The following is a 16,214-nucleotide window of genomic DNA, read 5'->3' as shown; positions in this document are numbered from 1 at the left end:
GCAAGCTACGATGGGCAAAGAGCGGCATCATCAGCCGAGGTCTGGCATCTGATACCAAATTTGCAGATGTCGAGTGCGAGCCCATACTGTAAGTGCTCCAACCTCGCCGCACGCACTCGCAGCAAGAGAAATTAGTCAACGCTCCGCCTTTCTTGTTGTTATGCTATTGGAGGTTCGACAATTCACAAATTCCGCAAGATATATCAGACTGCGGAGCAACTCAGCCTCGCTACTTGCGGCAGAATAAATGCCTTGGGATGCGTAGGGACAGTATTGGTTCTCAGATCGCATTTATATGCAGCAGAAAGTGTCTGATCGTTAAAGACATCCGCAACCGGCCCACGCGCGATGGCCTGTCCATCCGCAATGATCGTCACCACGTCCGCAACCATTGCTGTCAGGTTCAGGTCGTGCATGACAGCCACAACACCCCCGCCCCGCTGAGCAAAGACAGCCAGGCAATTCATGATCAGCAGTTGATGACCGATATCAAGGCTGGCCACCGGTTCATCAAGTAACAACCATCGCGGGCTGCCGTTTTGCACTGGCTCCCACACCTGGCAAAGGACGCGCGCCAGATGGGCCCGCTGCTGCTCGCCGCCGGACAGCTCCTGGAAAAAACGCTTTTCGTAGCCGTTCAGCCCTACCATGTCCAACGCTCGTTGGGCGATGGTATCATTGTGGCCATGGATGCCAGACATCAGCCCCATGCGCACCACCTCAATCACCGTGAACGGAAATGCAAGCGTTGCTGCCTGGGGCAACACGCCGCGCACCGCGGCCAGTTCCCATGGTTTGTAGGCGCTGGTATCTCGCCCGTTGATTTGTACCTGTCCCGCCCAGGGCACCTCGTCGGTTAGCGCGCGCAGAAGCGTGGTTTTGCCGGAGCCGTTTGGACCGACAATCGCAGTGACGTGACCGGGTTTGGCGGTAAAGTTGACACCTTGCAGGATTGTCTTCTGGGCGATCCGAACCTGAATATCGCTGGCAGTGATCATGGCTCAAAGATCCACCAGACCGCGCCGACGCAACAGGATCCACAGGAATACCGGGGCACCCAAAACGGCGGTTACAATGCCAATCGGCAGTTCAGCCGGGGCGATGATCAGACGGCTGATGATATCGGCCCCCAAAAGCAACGTTGCCCCCAAAAGCGCCGCATTCAGCAACAGCGTTTCATGATCCGGCCCAGTTGCAAGGCGCAACAGGTGCGGCACCACAATGCCGATAAAACCAATGCCACCCGATACGGCCACTGCGGCCCCCGTCGCGACAGCAACGATCAGGATGGATACGGATTTCAGCCGCTGCACGGGGATACCCAGGTGCACGGCTGTCGCTTCTCCCAAGGCCAGCGCATTCAACCCACGCCCCAGAAATAACGATGCGATCACGGCCAGGCCGATCAATGGGCCAGCCACCAGCACCTTGGACCATGTGGCCCCAGCCAGTGATCCCAACCCCCAGAAGGTCAGATCACGCAATTGCTGGTCATCGGCCATGTAAACCAATATCCCTGACACGGCGCCCGCCAATGCCCCAAGGGCGATCCCGGCCAGCAACATCGTTGCCACAGATGTTCGCCCCTGCCGGGTCGAGACGCGGTAAAGGATGATGGTTGATAGCCATCCCCCCATAAAGGCGGCAATCGGCACCAGCGCATTGCCCGCAACATCCTGCGCCCAAAGCGGTAGCAACGCGCCCAGCACAATCGCAAGGATCGCCCCCAGCCCGGCACCGGCCCCCACCCCCACAAGGCCAGGATCAGCCAGCGGATTGCGAAACAATCCTTGCATCATGGCACCCGATACTGCCAATGCCGCGCCCACGGTGATCCCCAGGATCAGCCGTGGCATACGAATATCCCATAGAACGACCCGTTCCATCGCCGTCAGCGGCTCGCCTGCCAACAATTTCGCGATGGCTCCCCAAAGTGAGGTGCCCGTGGGCCCAGTAGCAAGGCTGATGACCGATACGGCCACTAGAAATAGCGCCAACCAGACATGCGCCTGCCGCGCACGGCTGCGCCGGTCCGTTGGTGCCGCGATACCGGGTATACTGTCAGATATTGTCATCCCGGCTTTCGTAAAGTGCTGCTGTCAGATCAAGCACGGCATCGGCGGTCCGTGGCCCGAACCCCAGCAGATAAAGCCCGTTCATGCGCACCACCGATTGTGTTCGGGCTGCCGGTGTCGTGGCGATAGCGGGCATCGCAAAAAGCTCTGCATCGTCAGAGTTATGATCGCCGCTGCGGTCCATCATCAGGATCACATCGGGGGCGGCAGCACTGACGGCTTCGTCACTCAGCGGTTTATACCCTTCGAATTCGGTGATCGCGTTTACGCCGCCAGCCATTTGAATGATACCGTTCGCGGCGGTGTTCCGACCGGATGCCATGATGCGCCCGCCTTGGGTGCTGAGGATGAACAGCACCCGTTTGGGAGCGTCACCAGCCCGTGCCAATGCGGCGGCTTCGGCCATTTGCAGGCGAGCGCGAATATCGTCCGCCAGCGTGGCTGCGGCATCCTCGACATCCAATGCCTCGCCCACTGCGAGGATCTTGGCGACAATCCCTTCGGTGGAATAGGTATCCGGGACCGTCACAAACGGGATATCAGCCGCCTCAAGCACCGCAATGGTTTCGGGCGGGCCTGCCCCATCTTCGGAAATGATCAGGCCGGGCGCAACGGCCAGCACCCCCTCGGGTGACAGCGCGCGCATATAGCCGACATCGGGCAGTGCCTCGACCTCGGCCGGGTAGCTTGATGTTGTATCGCGCGCGATCACGCGGTCGCCTTCGCCAAGCGCATAGATGATTTCGGTGACGGAGCCGCCGATGGACAGCACGTTCCTGTCATTCTCTGCCGTGGCGATTGCAGGTAACAGGGTAAGTGCTGCACAACTGGCGGCTTTGATCCAGATGTTCATCCGACCACTTCCTTTTGCGCAAGGCTGGGCAGCGCGTTGACGACATCCGCCCAGGCCGCGCGATGATCGCGCCCTTCCTTGCCCACCCCGAAGATTTGGAAAATCAGCGCGCCCTGACCATCGAACGCCTCAAGCGACACGGCCATGCCGCGTTTGGTGGGCTTTTCTACCGCCCATATCTCGGCCACGTGATCAGCGCGCAGATGCAGGTTAAAGCGGGAGTCCATCACGTTTTGCCATGGGCCCATGGGCCGTAGTGTCTCAATCGGACCGCTGTGGATCTGGATGCAACCGCGATTGCCGGTGAAAATCATCACCTCAATCCCCTGTCGTGCCACTGCTGTCAGCGCGTCGTTGACAGCATCGGTTGCCAGCGGACGCACGAATGGCGCACCGGCGATGCGGTAGGCGCCAAGGCGGTTCATTTTCAGCTTGCTTGTCAGGCGCATGAACTGATGCGTGTCGGTCATCCGTGCCCATTCCTTGCGCAGGATATCTACATTCGCGGCATCGGCCTTGGGGGTTTCGGGGCGGACCCGCAGGGTTGTCGTAATGGTCTGGCTTTGATCATCCAGCGCGCCGATTTCGCGGTAGTTTTCCCAGACGGCATGGCCTTCCGGGGTGCGAATGAAAATCTTGTGCAGCGTGTCACCTGCCGCATCAAACACCTGCACACTGCGGCGCATTTGTTCATCAGTATGCTTTTCAACCAGAAACGCATGTTTCCAATGCGTCGGAAAGATCCGCAGGTCTATATCGTCAGTCAATACCATGGCGGCATGGCCACCGGGGTGGTAATTGTCATAAACCCCCACCTTTTCATGGACGCAGCTTTCGTTGCGGGTCAGCGCCATAACCTCGCCCAGTTTCGTGGCCAGTCCCATGACGTGATCGGGATGCGGATCAATCCGGGTCGCCAGATCGCCGCAATGGGCGGCAACCAGTGCGGCTTCGCTGATGCCCAGCTTTGCCGCCAGATCGCGTTCGCGGGTTTTGGGGTTTTCAAGGTGTTGAGCGCGGATATCCGCAGGAGAGATCGTGTTACGCTGTGCCATTGTCTGCCTTGCTGTGATGCGACGATAAGGAAGAGAAACGGCTGGGCCGGGAATGCGATTCCGCCTGGCTGCGAGGGGGGTGATGGATAACCTCCACCCTATTCCTGATAGAATTACTAGGAATTGTAGTTCAGATGCAAGGGGGCTGTGCGCATTGTCGACGTCGGCATCCCAAACTCCGCTTTTTTCACGGGTTTTGCACAGAACTGCGTCGCAACAACGCAAGTCCGTCAAGGTACTTGACTCTTTTTGTCAGCATTAATAAGCGGAAAGGCAACGCCAGCTTCCCAGCCAGCATAACCGCTGAAAAGATTGGGAAGTCTATGCGTATCGGAAAATCAAAACGACATATTTTGCTGACATCTGTGGCCGTGATTGGCACCGTCGCGGCACCTGCCATGGCGCAGGAAGATGCCGAAACCTTCACACCGCTTGGGCGTATCGTGCTGGGGGCTGGTGCGGAAAAAGTCGCGATTGACGCACCGCAATCCATTTCGGTCCTTGATGAGGACGATATCGCAACGGTGCAGCCGGGCACCATTGGCGATGTGCTGGAACGCAGCCCCGGTATCTCGACCGTCGGGTCAGAGTCGCGATTTGGCGAAAGCTTGAATATCCGTGGAATCGGTGGTGGGACATCCGCCGATGAACCACGGATTGTGACTTTGATTGATGGGGTCAAAAAATACTACGAATCCTATCGGCAGGGGTCGCTGTTTACCGACCCAGCGTTCTTCAAAACAGTCGAAATCCTGCGTGGGCCTGCATCATCCACCCTTTACGGCGCTGGTGCGCTGGCAGGTGTCGTGTCGCTGGAAACAAAAGACGCCTCGGACTTTCTTGAACCGGGCGACCCCTTTGGTATTGATCAAAAGCTGGAATATCGCAGCAATGGTGACGGCAGGGAATCCGCGACCTTCCTTGCCTTTGCACCTGACGATCAGTTCGATGGCCTGATCGGATTTATCTATGATGACAGTGATTTCATGGAAAGCGGTGACGGCGACCGCATTTTTGGCACGCGCATTACCGAAACAAACGTATTGGTCAAAGGCACGCTTCGCTTTGGCGACGCGGATGAGCATGCAGTTGAAACCGGCTATATCCGCTATCAGGGCGAAGCGGATGATCAGCTATTGGATGTGATCGACAATGTCAGTTTCTTCGGCACCGTTGATCGCGAAGTGATCGACACAACTGCCTTCGTGAACTACCAATACAACCCTTTGGACAATGACCTGATCGATCTTGAGGTTCAGTTGTCCCACGGCAAATCCGAAAACAACGTCACCGATTTTCAGGGCAGTCCCGGCATCGCCGACAGTTTTGACACCGATTACGCCTATGAAGGGCGGGGGCTGCGCATTGAAAACACCGCGCGATTTCAGGGGGCTGCTGTTGAAAACTATCTGACCTTCGGCGTTGATATTAGCCAGCAAGATCGGATCAGCACCCGCGCCTCTGCCGCTAATGCGGCATTTCAGCCAGAAGGCACAACAGACACCATCGGCATTTTTGCCCAAAACGAATTCATCTGGGATCAGCAGCTGACCGTGCTGACCGGCGCCCGCATTGATTTTCAGGAAACGACACCGGGCGATCAGGTCCCCACAGATCAAACGGTTAACGACGAAGGCCAAGCCGCCACGCTTGCACTGCATTACCAGCTGACGGATCAATGGGCGGTTTTCAGTTCTGCCTCTTACACCGAACGTCTGCCAGTCGTGGACGAGCTTTATGACAGCCGCGCGACGGCCGGCGGTGCAGATCAGGTATCGGCAGGAACACTGGAAAACGAGGAAAGCCGCAATATCGAACTGGGCCTTTCCTACAGCCGAAACGATGTGATTGGTACAGGTGATCAACTGTCATTCAAAACGATCGCTTTCCGCAATGACCTTGATAACCTGATCGCCCGCAACAATGCAGGGGCCGCAGGCGAACCGGTCTTTGTCAATATAGACGAGGCATCTATTCAGGGCGTGGAACTCGAAGCCGCCTATGAATCTGAACGGTTCTTTGGTGCGCTTGCCTACACCAATCTGGATGGCGAAAATGAAAATGATCCGGCATCCCTGAACCCCAATCTGGAAGACCGCATTCCCGCCAACACGCTAGTGCTGTCGCTGGGCACACGCATCCCCGCCGTCAATCTGGAATTGGGTTGGACCGGAACCCATTACGAAAGCAAAAGCCGGTCAAGCGCGGGTATGACGGGTGTCACGACAATCGACACCCCTGATGAGGTGATCCACGATATCTATGCGGCATGGACGCCCGACGAAGGTGTGTTCGAGGATCTTACCATACGGCTTGGCGTGACCAATGTTGCCGATACAGATTACCGGACACATCTGCAAAGCGCCGATGTGCGCCGCACGGGTCGCAGCATCAACCTGTCAGTGTCCCGGACGTTTTGATGTTGCCGAGAACAGCCATCATCCTGACGTTGCTTGTCGCGTCTGCGGCGGTACCTGCCGCAGCAGAGGACAGCGCGGTGCGTGTCGAACTCAACACCGCGGAGACAACAGGTACAGCCTGTCGCCTTTCGTTTCTGGTCGAAAATACACATGCCACCGATATCGCGCAGGTGGTATACGAAACCGTCCTGTTCGACGCCGATGGGGCGGTCAATCAACTTACCCTCTTCGACTTTGGCACGCTGCCCGCCAACCGCCCGCGCGTGCGGCAATTCGAGGTGCCGGGTCTGGCCTGTGACGGGCTGTCGCGCATCCTGATCAATGGGGCCAGCACCTGCGACGCAGGTGCGCTTGGCGCAGATATCTGCAGCACAACGCTGAGATTGATCAACCGCACCGCAATCGCCCTGCTTGGCTAAAGGAACAGATCCATGTTTGCACCGCTTCACAGCATCATCGAAGTGGGTGGACCTGTCGTTGCCATCCTGCTGGCAGTCTCGATTCTGGCGCTGACCGTGACACTTTACAAAATCATCCAGTTTCGCGCTGCAGGCGTGGGGCGGCATCACGAGTTGCAGCGTGCCTTAACCCTGTGGGACAGCGGGAAACGCACCTTCGCGGTTGCAGAGCTAGGGCGCAGCAAAACCTATCTTACGCCGGTTATGCAGACCGGTTTCACCGCATCCGACACCGTACCAACCACCCTCGCCGCCAGGCTTGAGGCCGAGACCGAGGCGCAGTTCATGCAACTTGAACGCGGTTTCAGGTTTCTTGACAATGTCGCCCAGATTGCGCCGTTGCTGGGCCTCTTCGGCACTGTCCTTGGTATGATTTCGGCCTTTCAAGCATTGCAAGACGTGGGCAATCAGGTGGACCCATCGCTTCTTGCCGGGGGGATTTGGGTGGCGCTGCTGACGACGGCGGTCGGCCTTGCCGTTGCAATGCCCACCTCGCTGGTCCTGTCATGGTTTGAACAGCGCATGGATGCAGAACGAGTATTTGCCGGGCAAGCGATCCAAAACATTGTTGCCCCGCTGATCTCCGAAATGTCTGAACAGGCCGCAGCGGATGCGGCGTAGAACCGCCAGACGTCGTTTATCGATGACATCACTGATTGATATCATCTTTCTTTTGCTGTTGTTTTTCATGCTGTCGTCGACATTTTCCAAATTCGGGCTTGTACCCCTGCCTCTTGGGACAAGCGGCGCCGTTGCGCCCACAGCCGCGCCGGTTTTTGTCAAAGTGGAGGCGGATACCGTAACGCTCAACGGCGATCCGGTTGCGTTAAAGGATTTGGCAACGGCGCTAACCCAAACCGATCCGGTGACTGCAATTCTGTCACTTGGCCCTGATGTGACCGCACAGCGACTGACCGATGTGCTGACGGCGGTGCGCGTTGTCGCAAATCTTTCGCTGAACGTCTTGGTGCCTGCATGACGCTGGCACGACGCAAATCCAAGCCTGAACCGACGATTACCTTGATCAACATCGTCTTCCTGATGCTGATCTTTTTCTTGATCGCCGGCACATTGGCGCCCCCATTGAAAGATGACCTGCAATTGGTCGAAACACGCGATCTGGATCCAACCCAGCCGCCTAAGGGGTTGGTCATCCATGCAGACGGGCGCATGCAATCGGATGGGGCGGATGTGGTGCAAGTGAGGCAGTTTCTGGCCGCATATGGCGACGGTCCGGTGCATATCATTCCCGACCGGGCGTTGCCTGCAAGGACGTTGTTGCAAATCAGCGCGGACCTGCGTGATGCAGGTGCGGAAACGATCCTGATCGCCACGGAAATGGCGCTGGAATGATCCTGCGATCGCCTATCCTGATGGGGCTTTGTCTGGTTGTAGCCAGCGGCGTGCATCTGTTGGCGCTTGGCAATTGGCAGGCTCGGGAAAGAACAGAAATCGCCGGGGGGGGGCCCGCGACCGAAGCGAAAGTCGGATCATCCTTTGCCGATCTTGCAACGGGGGTGTTGCAGTATGCGCGGCCCATGGCGACACCTGCCATCCAACCGTCGCAGACCACCAATATGGCCGTGCGACCCAACGTAGCTGACCTCGCAGCTGTCATACCGCTGCAGCCGACCGTGGCATCCAACGCGATCAAGCAAATTCCCATCACGCCCACCACAGTAATCACCGCCCGGCCAGAGACCGCGCTGACCCATTCGGTCCGCCCCGTCGCGCGACCACCCGATCTGGCGCAAACCACCCCCGCGCCCCGCACAGGAAACGCGCAACAGGATGCAACCGCTGGAGCAAACATCAGACCGAGCGAAGCCACTGCACCGCAATCGGGATCAAACGCCGCATCCGCAACGCAAGCAGCGACGGGCGCAAATGCGGCGGCCACAAATTACAACGGCATTGTGCTGAACCAGATTGCTCGCGTGCGGCGCCCCCGCTCCAGCGAGCGCGGCATTGCCAGTGTCACATTCACCATTGCGGCCAATGGTAGTCTTGCCAGCATCAGCATCGCCCGCAGCTCTGGCAGCCGCGAAGTTGACCGGCTTGCCCAACAGGTGATCCGTAAGGCCGCGCCATTTCCACCGCCACCATCAGGCGCGAGGACAGGTTGGCAGATCGAAATTGAGGGCGGTTAAGTTTGGTCATCATGAAACGGGATGCAATCGCCTTACAGTAAAAGGACCAATGAAGCTTCGGATATGCGCGTTGAATCGCGGAGCCACCCTTTCGCGATAGTGAACGCTTTCTACGCCGTGAAAGACTTTGACTATACAAATCTGGCTCATCCCGAACTGAAAGCATGTGGTAGACCCGAGCAAAAGCTGGTTCAGGATCAGCCCATTTAAACGAATGTTTTGGCGAATGTGCCGCAATGCCACTGCGGCGATCTGCGCATATGAGTTCTTATCCTTGCAAGCACTAGCCGCACCTGCACAAGTCGGCGCTTCGTCCGCACGACAGACCACCCCAAACCCTTAACAGCGCGTTTACACTTTGACCGCACGGACCGTTAGACCCGTCTCTGCGCCTAACGGGGTCCGACGCAAGTCCGACGTTTTGCCGACGCGATGCCGACGGCCGAAATCGGCCAAAGGCCCAGCATTAACGAATGATTCGCCAGAATACGGCGCGGACCGTGCGGTGCCCCCTCATGCAACACCACCGACCGTTGCGTAGGGTGGGGTTTCACCTCACCGCACGTCAGCCCATCTGTGCCCGCGCCGTCGGGATAATCGCCCCTTCGATCAGCCGCATGATATCACCGAAATACCCGCCACTGCGTGCCGGGCGCAGCGGGTCGGATGTCAGCGCGATTGTCATCTCCAGCCCCGGCACGAGGCAGATGATCTGCCCGCCATAGCCACGCGCCAGCGCGTAAGCCTCGCCCCCGGACTGCCCCAGAAACCAGCCATAGCCATAGCTCAGCCCTGAAAACGGCGAGCGTGTCCGCATCTGCAATGACCGCGCCACCCAATCCCGGCTCAGCACCTGCGCGCCGCCGAAAACGCCGCCCTGCCGGTACATCTCACCAAAGCGGATCATGCCCTCATGGGTCAGCGACATCTCGTTCCCGCCTAAATACCGGCCTTGCGGATCGCGGGTCCAGGCGGGGATGTCGATACCCAGCGGATCGCCCAGACGGCGGCGCGCCAGTGTCAGCAGGCTTTGCCCCGATACGTCTGCAAGAACCGCGCCCAGCACATGAAACGAGCCTGTGGAATACAGCATCCGGCTGCCCGGCGCGGCCACAAAAGGACGGGCTAAGGCATTGGAAACCCAGTTGGAACTGCTCACCCAGCCACCGTAATTGGCCCCCGATGTCCGCTCCAGCCCGGCCTGCATCGTCACCAGATGCGCCATGGTAATGTCCGCCACACGGGCATCGGCCGCGGCAGGGATCAGGCGTGGGGCCACCTGTCCGATACTGGCATCAAGTGACGGGATTTCCCCACGATCCAGCGCCGCCCCTGTCAATGCCGCCACAATGGTTTTGGACACTGATTTGACGGGCACAGCCCGGCCAAATGCGGGGCCGCGAAACACCGTGCGCAGCACATCGCGCCCGGCCTGCCGGATCATCAGCGCATGGCATTGCTCCAGCGCCCGGGCCTGATCGGCGACCGCGGCCCATGGATCGGTCTGCGCCAGCAGCGGCGTTGCACAAATGGCCCCTGCCCCGGCCAGAAACCCACGTCGGTGAAATGAAACCATCAGGCCCTCACATGCTTTGTTGGCCAATGTAGGTGACCTGATCCCATACGCCAGCCACAATTGCGTGGGGTCAGCGGCAATAGGCTTCGGTGTCGATGAAATCCTGCAGGGTTTGGCCTTTCACGGGCCGATACCGGTCCCGCTCGGCCAATTCGACCACCCGGTCCAACCGGAACATCCTGAAATCATTGCGCAATTCGCACCAGCATACGGCCGTCCAGACCTTGCCCCAGAACCAGACCCCCAAAGGTCGCACCGCCCGCTCTGACCGGTTGCCCGCCTCGTCCTCGTAGGTGATCTGTAGACGGATCAGGTTCTCAGACGCGGCCTCGAACTGGTCCACAAACGCGCGCCAACTGCCTCCGTGCCACGGGGTTTCCATCGCATGCACATTGATATGGCCCGCGCGCACGCGTTCGGCCTCCGGCAGAACCGCGTCGATCTTGACCAGCGCCTCTTGCGCGGCTGCAGCCATCTTGGAGCCGCCCCATGTCTGCAAAATCCGGGCACCGGCCACCAGCGCTACCATTTCGTCATGGGTGAACATCAGGGGCGGCAGGTCGTAGCCGTCGCGCATCAGATAGCCCACGCCCGCCTCACCCTCGATGGGCACACCTGATCCGATCAGATGTGCCACATCGCGGTAGATCGTGCGCGGCGTCACCTCCAGCTTTTCGGCCAGTTGTGCCGCCGTGGTCAGCCGACCGCCGCGCAGATATTGCAATATCTGAAACAGGCGGTCGGCACGACGCATCTAGGCGTTCGCCTCGAACAGGCCAATGGAATTGCCGTCCAGATCCTTGACATAGGCAAACCGGCCCGATGGGATCGCGATCGGATCGCTCACCACCTCACCACCGGCTTCCTTGCACCGCTCCATCCCGGCCTCAAGACTGTCGGTCAGGCCCAGATGGATGGTGTTGCCGCCATCCTTCGCAGGTTTGCCGGGGTACAGATGGCCGCCCGCGTCATCCATCGATCCGCCAAGAATAGCCATCGGATTGGGGCCGGAATTGTCGATGGTCATATCGTAGCCAAAGACCTTGTTATAAAACGCCACCGACTTTTCCATGTCGGTCACCGGAATTTCGCCCCAGACGATAATGCTGCGCTTGCTCATCTTTCCATCTCCTTGCTTGGTTGATGGACATCTTTAACCATACCCCTGCTGACAGCGTTATGTCAGCATGTTTTCAGGAGCATTCAGAATATCGGCGGTGACCGTGTCGGCGGGGAAATAAAGCTCGATCCGCAGATCATCGAGCATCAGGTCTTCGGGTGTACCGAATTGCGCAATCGTGGCGATCAGCGACAGGCGCAAAGGCCCCGCGCGATAGATCGTTGGCACAACCGGGCCGGTCGGCTGCTGCGGCGCACCCGGCACAGCCGCCAGATGATCCGCAACCCGGTCAAGTGCTGCGACACCCCCCTGAGCGGCACTTTCGGTGCGTAAGCGCATCGCAGCATAGTGCGCGACGGCTGGCCAGTTTTCGATGACCTCTGGCAGATGGTACGTCAGCATCAAGTCCAGCAGGCTGCCGCCTTAGGCGAGTCCCAATTAAGCAAAGAGACGCTTGACCTGCTCAGTTGGCCTTTGGACGGCGCCCAAGCCTATACGGACCCGACCTTACATTTCCTGTCGGCTCTGTCGGGTGGCTTCCTGTTGGGTTGGGGCGTGCTGATCTGGTGTTTATCCGGGTCGGCGTATGACGCCGCACCAGAGGCGGTGCGTAAGGCAGTGCTGACCAGCATTCTGTCGTGGTTTCTGCTGGACTCGACAGGGTCGATCACATCAGGCAACCCGTCCAACGTGGCGTTCAATATGTTGATCCTGCCGGCCGCTATCGGGCCGCTTTGGTGGCCTGAACAAGAACGCAAAACGGAGGCGCACGGACCGGGATGATTACCGGTCAATCAGCTCATCCAGCTCAGCCCTGCCTTCGTGTCTTCAGCCGGTTTGTATTCGCCGCTGACCCACCCATTATAACCTTCCGCATCAAGTTGGGCGAAGAAGGCAGGATAATCGATCACACCACTGTCGGGCTCTGACCGGTCTGGCATCTGCGCCACCTGCACATGGACCACCAGATCGGCCATCGCCGCCCATGTGCCCATCACATCACCGGTGATCTTGGCCGCATGAAATGCATCAAACTGCAGCCGCAGATTGGGCGCATCAACGGCCTTGATCACATCACGAGCCAGATCGAAATCATTCATGAAATACCCCGGCATGGTCTCGTTATTGATCGGCTCGATGGTCAGGCTCTGGTCCGGTGCCTCTGCCGCGGCCCAGCGCAGATTGTCGATGAAACAGGCCCTGGCCGCATCGCCGGCAGCCTCCCCCGCCATGATATGCAGATGCCGGGCGCCCAGCGTTTTGGCATAGCGCAGCGCCCGTTTGAAATCGCGACGAAACCGGTCCTTTTGTTCAGGCACAGCGGCCCAGCCCGGATCACCCCCGGTATAGTTGGGTGGTGGGCAATTGATCAGCGCCATCTTCAACTCATACCGGCCGAGTTCATTCACGATATCCTGCGCGTTCACGTCATAGGGAAACAGCACTTCAACCGCGTCAAACCCGGCCTCCTTGGCGGCTTCGAACCTTTCGAAAAATGGCAGTTCGGTAAATAGCCACGTCAGATTGGCACAGAATTTCGGCACCCCGATCCCCCTTGTTTTAGGGTAGCCATACCGCGATGGTTGTGCGCTGCCAAGCGGATGTTGCCGGGATAGTTGACGTAGCGTCGCCCTTGCCTGACGCAAACGTCATTTGCATCATTGCATCGGCAGACTCGATGGAGCCTTATCATGATCCCCACCTTGCGCGTCCTGATGCATATGGGCAGCCTGCAAAGGCTTTTCCCGCTTTGGCTCGCGGCCATGGGATGCCTGTTTGCCTTCTTCACACCTTGGCTGCTGCTGGCGATCCTTTACGGCGTCATCATGCAGTTCTTTGTGGAATACGCGATACACCGGTTCCTGTTGCACCGGGAACCACCGACGGAACAGGGCATCTTCAACCAGTTGTACCGCAGCCATATCGGCCATCATGAATTCCCATCGGATGCAGAGTTCTTTACCGGCGATGATCATTGGTATCCGGTGCGGTTCGGCCTGATCTCTGTCGCGATCCACACGCTGATCCTGTGGCCCTTTGTAGGGCTTGCGGCCGCCGCGCTATGGTCGTTTGTGGCGCTCTTTGCCGGCTCGGTCAGCGCCTTTGCGTTCTATGAGTACTGCCACACACTGGCCCATCTGAACATCAAGAAAGGCTGGTTCGGCCAGCGCATCACCCGGTCGCATCTGGCGCATCATTTTCAGGATCATCACGCCACTTTCCATGTCAGCTTTGGCATGGGCTGGATCGACCGGCTGCTCGGCACGCCACACGACCCTGAAACCGCCCGCGCACGCTATGACCGCGACACGATCCTGTCCATGGGCATGGACCCCGAGGATCTGCGCCTGGTCACCGCGCGCAAGGCCTACGGTGTTAAAAAGATGCCACGGAACGTCAAAAGCGCACGCAGGCCCGCGCGTACCTGATGACACATTTATAAACTGTCGGTGACCCGTCTCGCGTTTTGATCCGCCCTGTCTATGTTGGCGTCAAAGCAAAGACGCCAATGACGGAGCCACATCATGCAACTGAACCGCCGCCAAATCCTCACCCTTACGGCCACATTGCCGCTGGTCGCCTTTTCCAGCACCTTTGTGCGGGCCGACAGCACGCCCGCCATCTATGCCGAAGACGGGGTCGCCATCGACGGCACCGATCCGGTCGCCTATTTCACCGAAAACCAGCCGGTCGCCGGCGACCCTGCGATCACGCATGACTGGATGGGCGCGACATGGCGGTTTTCCAGCGAAGAAAACCGCGCGGCCTTTGCCGCCGATCCGGAAAAATACGCCCCACAATATGGCGGCTATTGCGCATGGGCCGTCAGCGAAGGCTACACCGCCTCCACCACGCCAGAGGCGTGGAGGATTGTCGATGACAAGCTTTACCTGAACTATTCGCGCCGCATCCAGCGGCGTTGGGAAGGCGACATTCCCGGGCGCATTGCTTCAGCCGATGCCAACTGGCCCAAGGTTCTGGAATAACGCTCACAAGCGGATCGGGGCGGTTCTACCCCCCGGTTCCGCCCGGTCAGCGCGCTACCCGCTGACCCTGTCTGCGTCAGTCAGGATGTTCAGGCAGTCAGCGCCCTCGCAACTGACATGGATCGCTGGAATATGCAGTTCGCCGGAACTTGTGCGAATGATATAGGCTGCATCCTTGAAGCCCACGAAGTCGCCGCTGATTGTGATGTCGCTGCTGGTCAGCGTCAGCGCGATCTCTCCCGCGTTGGCCGATCCAGCAACTACGATAGCCGACGCAAGCACCGCCACCGTCCGATGAAAACCATTTAACATATTACCACCTTAACATGGTCACCGCGACCATTCTTTACGCGCGTAAAGTATCTGATTGACCCGACGTCGTCAATGATATTTTTTGGCTGTTTTTTCATTCCTCTGACAGAGACCCACGGTCAGTGGAGACCCACAAAAAAGAAAAAGCCCACGCAAATGCGCGGGCTTCTTTGGTCACATTTAGCAGGGATCAGAACGAAAAACCAAGGCCGGCGCCAACCTGCAGGTCGTCGATTGCATCCTGCTCAAGACGGCGGTCAATCCGCTTGCGATCACCAAGCTCATAGGTCAGCGATGCCTGAATGCGGTCAATGTCGCCCGATACTTCGTCGCTGTCGACAATGCCGTAATTCGCATCAACCCACAGGCCATCGACGATCTGGTAACCGCCGCCAATCGCAAAGACCGACCCGTCAGGCAGGTCGTCGCCCAGATTGGTGGCATAGCTGGCTGAAGCACGCAGTTGCGGGGTGAACTCATAATGGCCACGCACGCCAAAGACACCTTCATCATCCTCGGTCGAGTCATTGTAGAAGGCCCGCACCGCAATGGCGCCATCCTCATAATCCGCGCTCAGGTTGAAATCGGACCCATCAAACTCTGACTCGGTGATGACAAATCCGGCAAGGGTAACACCGGGTGTCGCAACGAACTCGCCATATAGCGACGTTGTCACGTTGTCTTCGTCAGCATCGAACTTGGCGACATTCAGACCGACACCAAATTCTGCGGTCTGATATTGGCCGAAAAGCTCGAAACCTTCGGTGTCTTCCGCATCGCCCTCTTCGTCAGCGATCAGAACACCAGCACCTGCCAAAACCTCGGGTGTGAACATGTAACCGGCGGCAATGGCATAGGCTGATGATGATGTATCTGAATCGCCAACACCCCCGGCATCAACATCCGCTGTGATGTTCAAAGCGTCGCCAGTAAACAGAAACTGGCCAGTCTGGTATTCAATCCCGCCCTGCAACAGGCCGAGCTCAGTCTCAACGCTGTCGGCATCAAACTTGGTAAAATCGTAACTCAAACGGGCATAATTGACGCCATCGGCAAATGCCGGGCCAGCGCACAGTGCTGCAATAGCAGTCATAGTAAGTGATCGTCGCATAACATCTCCTTTTTTAATGTATGCGTCCGATATGGTGACCCAAGGGCAGTCCACAATAACTGCTTCGCCGATATTCTTTGGTGATGCGACAATACAT

The 16,214-nt window shown here is 58.3% G+C and carries 20 protein-coding genes; 9 read left to right on the top strand and 11 right to left on the bottom strand.

The window, feature by feature from the left end; genetic code table 11:
- Positions 1-203: 203 nt before the first annotated feature.
- Genes ACFWW2_RS05695 through ACFWW2_RS05680 form a run of 4 tightly spaced genes read right to left on the bottom strand, consistent with a single transcriptional unit; the run spans position 204 to position 3,983 of the window.
- Positions 204-998, bottom strand: coding sequence for a heme ABC transporter ATP-binding protein (locus tag ACFWW2_RS05695; RefSeq protein WP_393926836.1), 795 nt, complete (start codon positions 996-998; stop codon positions 204-206).
- 3 nt (positions 999-1,001) lie between these two features.
- Positions 1,002-2,075, bottom strand: coding sequence for a FecCD family ABC transporter permease (locus ACFWW2_RS05690; protein WP_393926834.1), 1,074 nt, complete (start codon positions 2,073-2,075; stop codon positions 1,002-1,004).
- On the bottom strand, positions 2,062-2,928 hold the full coding sequence (locus ACFWW2_RS05685) for a hemin ABC transporter substrate-binding protein (RefSeq protein ID WP_393926832.1): 867 nt from the start codon (positions 2,926-2,928) through the stop codon (positions 2,062-2,064). Before ACFWW2_RS05685 ends, ACFWW2_RS05690 begins: the two co-directional genes overlap by 14 nt.
- The gene (locus ACFWW2_RS05680) at positions 2,925-3,983 is read right to left on the bottom strand and encodes a hemin-degrading factor (RefSeq protein ID WP_393926830.1); all 1,059 of its coding nucleotides are present in this window, start codon (positions 3,981-3,983) and stop codon (positions 2,925-2,927) included. The genes ACFWW2_RS05685 and ACFWW2_RS05680 overlap by 4 nt, the downstream gene beginning before the upstream one ends.
- 371 nt (positions 3,984-4,354) lie before the next feature.
- On the opposite strand from ACFWW2_RS05680, the gene ACFWW2_RS05675 reads away from it, so the two are divergent.
- From ACFWW2_RS05675 to ACFWW2_RS05650, 6 genes are read left to right on the top strand one after another with little or no spacing between them, the layout of a single operon-like run.
- Entirely contained in the window at positions 4,355-6,403 is a 2,049-nt protein-coding gene (locus ACFWW2_RS05675) for a TonB-dependent receptor domain-containing protein (RefSeq protein WP_393926828.1), read from the top strand.
- Positions 6,403-6,822, top strand: a complete 420-nt coding sequence (locus tag ACFWW2_RS05670) for a hypothetical protein (protein ID WP_393926826.1) — start codon at positions 6,403-6,405, stop codon at positions 6,820-6,822. Before ACFWW2_RS05675 ends, ACFWW2_RS05670 begins: the two co-directional genes overlap by 1 nt.
- Positions 6,823-6,834: 12 nt before the next feature.
- A complete protein-coding gene (locus tag ACFWW2_RS05665) occupies positions 6,835-7,482 on the top strand; it encodes a MotA/TolQ/ExbB proton channel family protein (RefSeq protein ID WP_393926824.1) in 648 nt (215 codons plus the stop codon).
- Positions 7,472-7,840, top strand: coding sequence for a biopolymer transporter ExbD (locus tag ACFWW2_RS05660; RefSeq protein ID WP_393926822.1), 369 nt, complete (start codon positions 7,472-7,474; stop codon positions 7,838-7,840). Before ACFWW2_RS05665 ends, ACFWW2_RS05660 begins: the two co-directional genes overlap by 11 nt.
- On the top strand, positions 7,837-8,214 hold the full coding sequence (locus tag ACFWW2_RS05655; RefSeq protein ID WP_393926820.1) for an ExbD/TolR family protein: 378 nt from the start codon (positions 7,837-7,839) through the stop codon (positions 8,212-8,214). The genes ACFWW2_RS05660 and ACFWW2_RS05655 overlap by 4 nt, the downstream gene beginning before the upstream one ends.
- Positions 8,211-9,011: an energy transducer TonB gene (locus ACFWW2_RS05650; protein ID WP_393926819.1), complete on the top strand. Its 801-nt coding sequence runs from the start codon at positions 8,211-8,213 to the stop codon at positions 9,009-9,011. The genes ACFWW2_RS05655 and ACFWW2_RS05650 overlap by 4 nt, the downstream gene beginning before the upstream one ends.
- A 565-nt stretch (positions 9,012-9,576) precedes the next feature.
- Here ACFWW2_RS05650 and ACFWW2_RS05645 read toward each other — a convergent pair.
- The 4 genes from ACFWW2_RS05645 to ACFWW2_RS05630 form a co-directional block, all read right to left on the bottom strand.
- Positions 9,577-10,587, bottom strand: coding sequence for a serine hydrolase domain-containing protein (locus tag ACFWW2_RS05645; RefSeq protein ID WP_393926817.1), 1,011 nt, complete (start codon positions 10,585-10,587; stop codon positions 9,577-9,579).
- A gap of 70 nt (positions 10,588-10,657) precedes the next feature.
- Positions 10,658-11,341 (bottom strand): helix-turn-helix transcriptional regulator, encoded by a 684-nt coding sequence (locus tag ACFWW2_RS05640; protein ID WP_393926816.1) that lies wholly within the window; start codon positions 11,339-11,341, stop codon positions 10,658-10,660.
- Positions 11,342-11,707, bottom strand: a complete 366-nt coding sequence (locus ACFWW2_RS05635; protein ID WP_393926815.1) for a VOC family protein — start codon at positions 11,705-11,707, stop codon at positions 11,342-11,344.
- Positions 11,708-11,764: 57 nt separating this feature from the next.
- Entirely contained in the window at positions 11,765-12,109 is a 345-nt protein-coding gene (locus ACFWW2_RS05630) for a hypothetical protein (protein ID WP_393926814.1), read from the bottom strand.
- Positions 12,110-12,181: 72 nt separating this feature from the next.
- Between ACFWW2_RS05630 and ACFWW2_RS05625 the strand changes: the two genes are divergently transcribed.
- Positions 12,182-12,490, top strand: a complete 309-nt coding sequence (locus tag ACFWW2_RS05625; protein WP_393926812.1) for a hypothetical protein — start codon at positions 12,182-12,184, stop codon at positions 12,488-12,490.
- A gap of 11 nt (positions 12,491-12,501) precedes the next feature.
- Here the strand turns inward: ACFWW2_RS05625 and ACFWW2_RS05620 are convergent, their stop codons facing one another.
- A complete protein-coding gene (locus ACFWW2_RS05620) occupies positions 12,502-13,251 on the bottom strand; it encodes a hydroxypyruvate isomerase family protein (protein ID WP_393926811.1) in 750 nt (249 codons plus the stop codon).
- 147 nt (positions 13,252-13,398) lie between these two features.
- Here ACFWW2_RS05620 and ACFWW2_RS05615 point away from each other — a divergent pair, with 147 nt between their 5' ends.
- Positions 13,399-14,136, top strand: a complete 738-nt coding sequence (locus ACFWW2_RS05615; protein WP_393926809.1) for a sterol desaturase family protein — start codon at positions 13,399-13,401, stop codon at positions 14,134-14,136.
- Between the two features lie 96 nt (positions 14,137-14,232).
- Positions 14,233-14,694: a YHS domain-containing (seleno)protein gene (locus tag ACFWW2_RS05610; protein WP_393926807.1), complete on the top strand. Its 462-nt coding sequence runs from the start codon at positions 14,233-14,235 to the stop codon at positions 14,692-14,694.
- A gap of 54 nt (positions 14,695-14,748) precedes the next feature.
- Here ACFWW2_RS05610 and ACFWW2_RS05605 read toward each other — a convergent pair whose 3' ends face one another.
- Positions 14,749-15,006, bottom strand: a complete 258-nt coding sequence (locus ACFWW2_RS05605) for a hypothetical protein (RefSeq protein WP_393926805.1) — start codon at positions 15,004-15,006, stop codon at positions 14,749-14,751.
- Between the two features lie 190 nt (positions 15,007-15,196).
- Positions 15,197-16,117 (bottom strand): hypothetical protein, encoded by a 921-nt coding sequence (locus tag ACFWW2_RS05600; protein WP_393926804.1) that lies wholly within the window; start codon positions 16,115-16,117, stop codon positions 15,197-15,199.
- Positions 16,118-16,214 lie beyond the last annotated feature (97 nt).

The sequence above is a fragment of the Yoonia sp. R2-816 genome, assembly GCF_046762905.1.
Lineage (GTDB): Bacteria > Pseudomonadota > Alphaproteobacteria > Rhodobacterales > Rhodobacteraceae > Yoonia.
This window is presented reverse-complemented; position numbering and strand designations above follow the sequence as displayed.

Excerpts from the sequence above, each read along its gene's own strand:
- ACFWW2_RS05695 (WP_393926836.1), bottom strand. The coding sequence starts at position 998 with ATGATCACTGCCAGCGATATTCAGGTTCGGATCGCCCAGAAGACAATC.
- ACFWW2_RS05690 (WP_393926834.1), bottom strand. The coding sequence starts at position 2,075 with ATGACAATATCTGACAGTATACCCGGTATCGCGGCACCAACGGACCGG.
- ACFWW2_RS05685 (WP_393926832.1), bottom strand. The coding sequence starts at position 2,928 with ATGAACATCTGGATCAAAGCCGCCAGTTGTGCAGCACTTACCCTGTTA.
- ACFWW2_RS05680 (WP_393926830.1), bottom strand. The coding sequence starts at position 3,983 with ATGGCACAGCGTAACACGATCTCTCCTGCGGATATCCGCGCTCAACAC.
- ACFWW2_RS05670 (WP_393926826.1), top strand. The coding sequence starts at position 6,403 with ATGTTGCCGAGAACAGCCATCATCCTGACGTTGCTTGTCGCGTCTGCG.
- ACFWW2_RS05665 (WP_393926824.1), top strand. The coding sequence starts at position 6,835 with ATGTTTGCACCGCTTCACAGCATCATCGAAGTGGGTGGACCTGTCGTT.
- ACFWW2_RS05660 (WP_393926822.1), top strand. The coding sequence starts at position 7,472 with ATGCGGCGTAGAACCGCCAGACGTCGTTTATCGATGACATCACTGATT.
- ACFWW2_RS05655 (WP_393926820.1), top strand. The coding sequence starts at position 7,837 with ATGACGCTGGCACGACGCAAATCCAAGCCTGAACCGACGATTACCTTG.
- ACFWW2_RS05650 (WP_393926819.1), top strand. The coding sequence starts at position 8,211 with ATGATCCTGCGATCGCCTATCCTGATGGGGCTTTGTCTGGTTGTAGCC.
- ACFWW2_RS05645 (WP_393926817.1), bottom strand. The coding sequence starts at position 10,587 with ATGGTTTCATTTCACCGACGTGGGTTTCTGGCCGGGGCAGGGGCCATT.
- ACFWW2_RS05640 (WP_393926816.1), bottom strand. The coding sequence starts at position 11,341 with ATGCGTCGTGCCGACCGCCTGTTTCAGATATTGCAATATCTGCGCGGC.
- ACFWW2_RS05635 (WP_393926815.1), bottom strand. The coding sequence starts at position 11,707 with ATGAGCAAGCGCAGCATTATCGTCTGGGGCGAAATTCCGGTGACCGAC.
- ACFWW2_RS05630 (WP_393926814.1), bottom strand. The coding sequence starts at position 12,109 with ATGCTGACGTACCATCTGCCAGAGGTCATCGAAAACTGGCCAGCCGTC.
- ACFWW2_RS05615 (WP_393926809.1), top strand. The coding sequence starts at position 13,399 with ATGATCCCCACCTTGCGCGTCCTGATGCATATGGGCAGCCTGCAAAGG.
- ACFWW2_RS05610 (WP_393926807.1), top strand. The coding sequence starts at position 14,233 with ATGCAACTGAACCGCCGCCAAATCCTCACCCTTACGGCCACATTGCCG.
- ACFWW2_RS05605 (WP_393926805.1), bottom strand. The coding sequence starts at position 15,006 with ATGTTAAATGGTTTTCATCGGACGGTGGCGGTGCTTGCGTCGGCTATC.
- ACFWW2_RS05600 (WP_393926804.1), bottom strand. The coding sequence starts at position 16,117 with ATGCGACGATCACTTACTATGACTGCTATTGCAGCACTGTGCGCTGGC.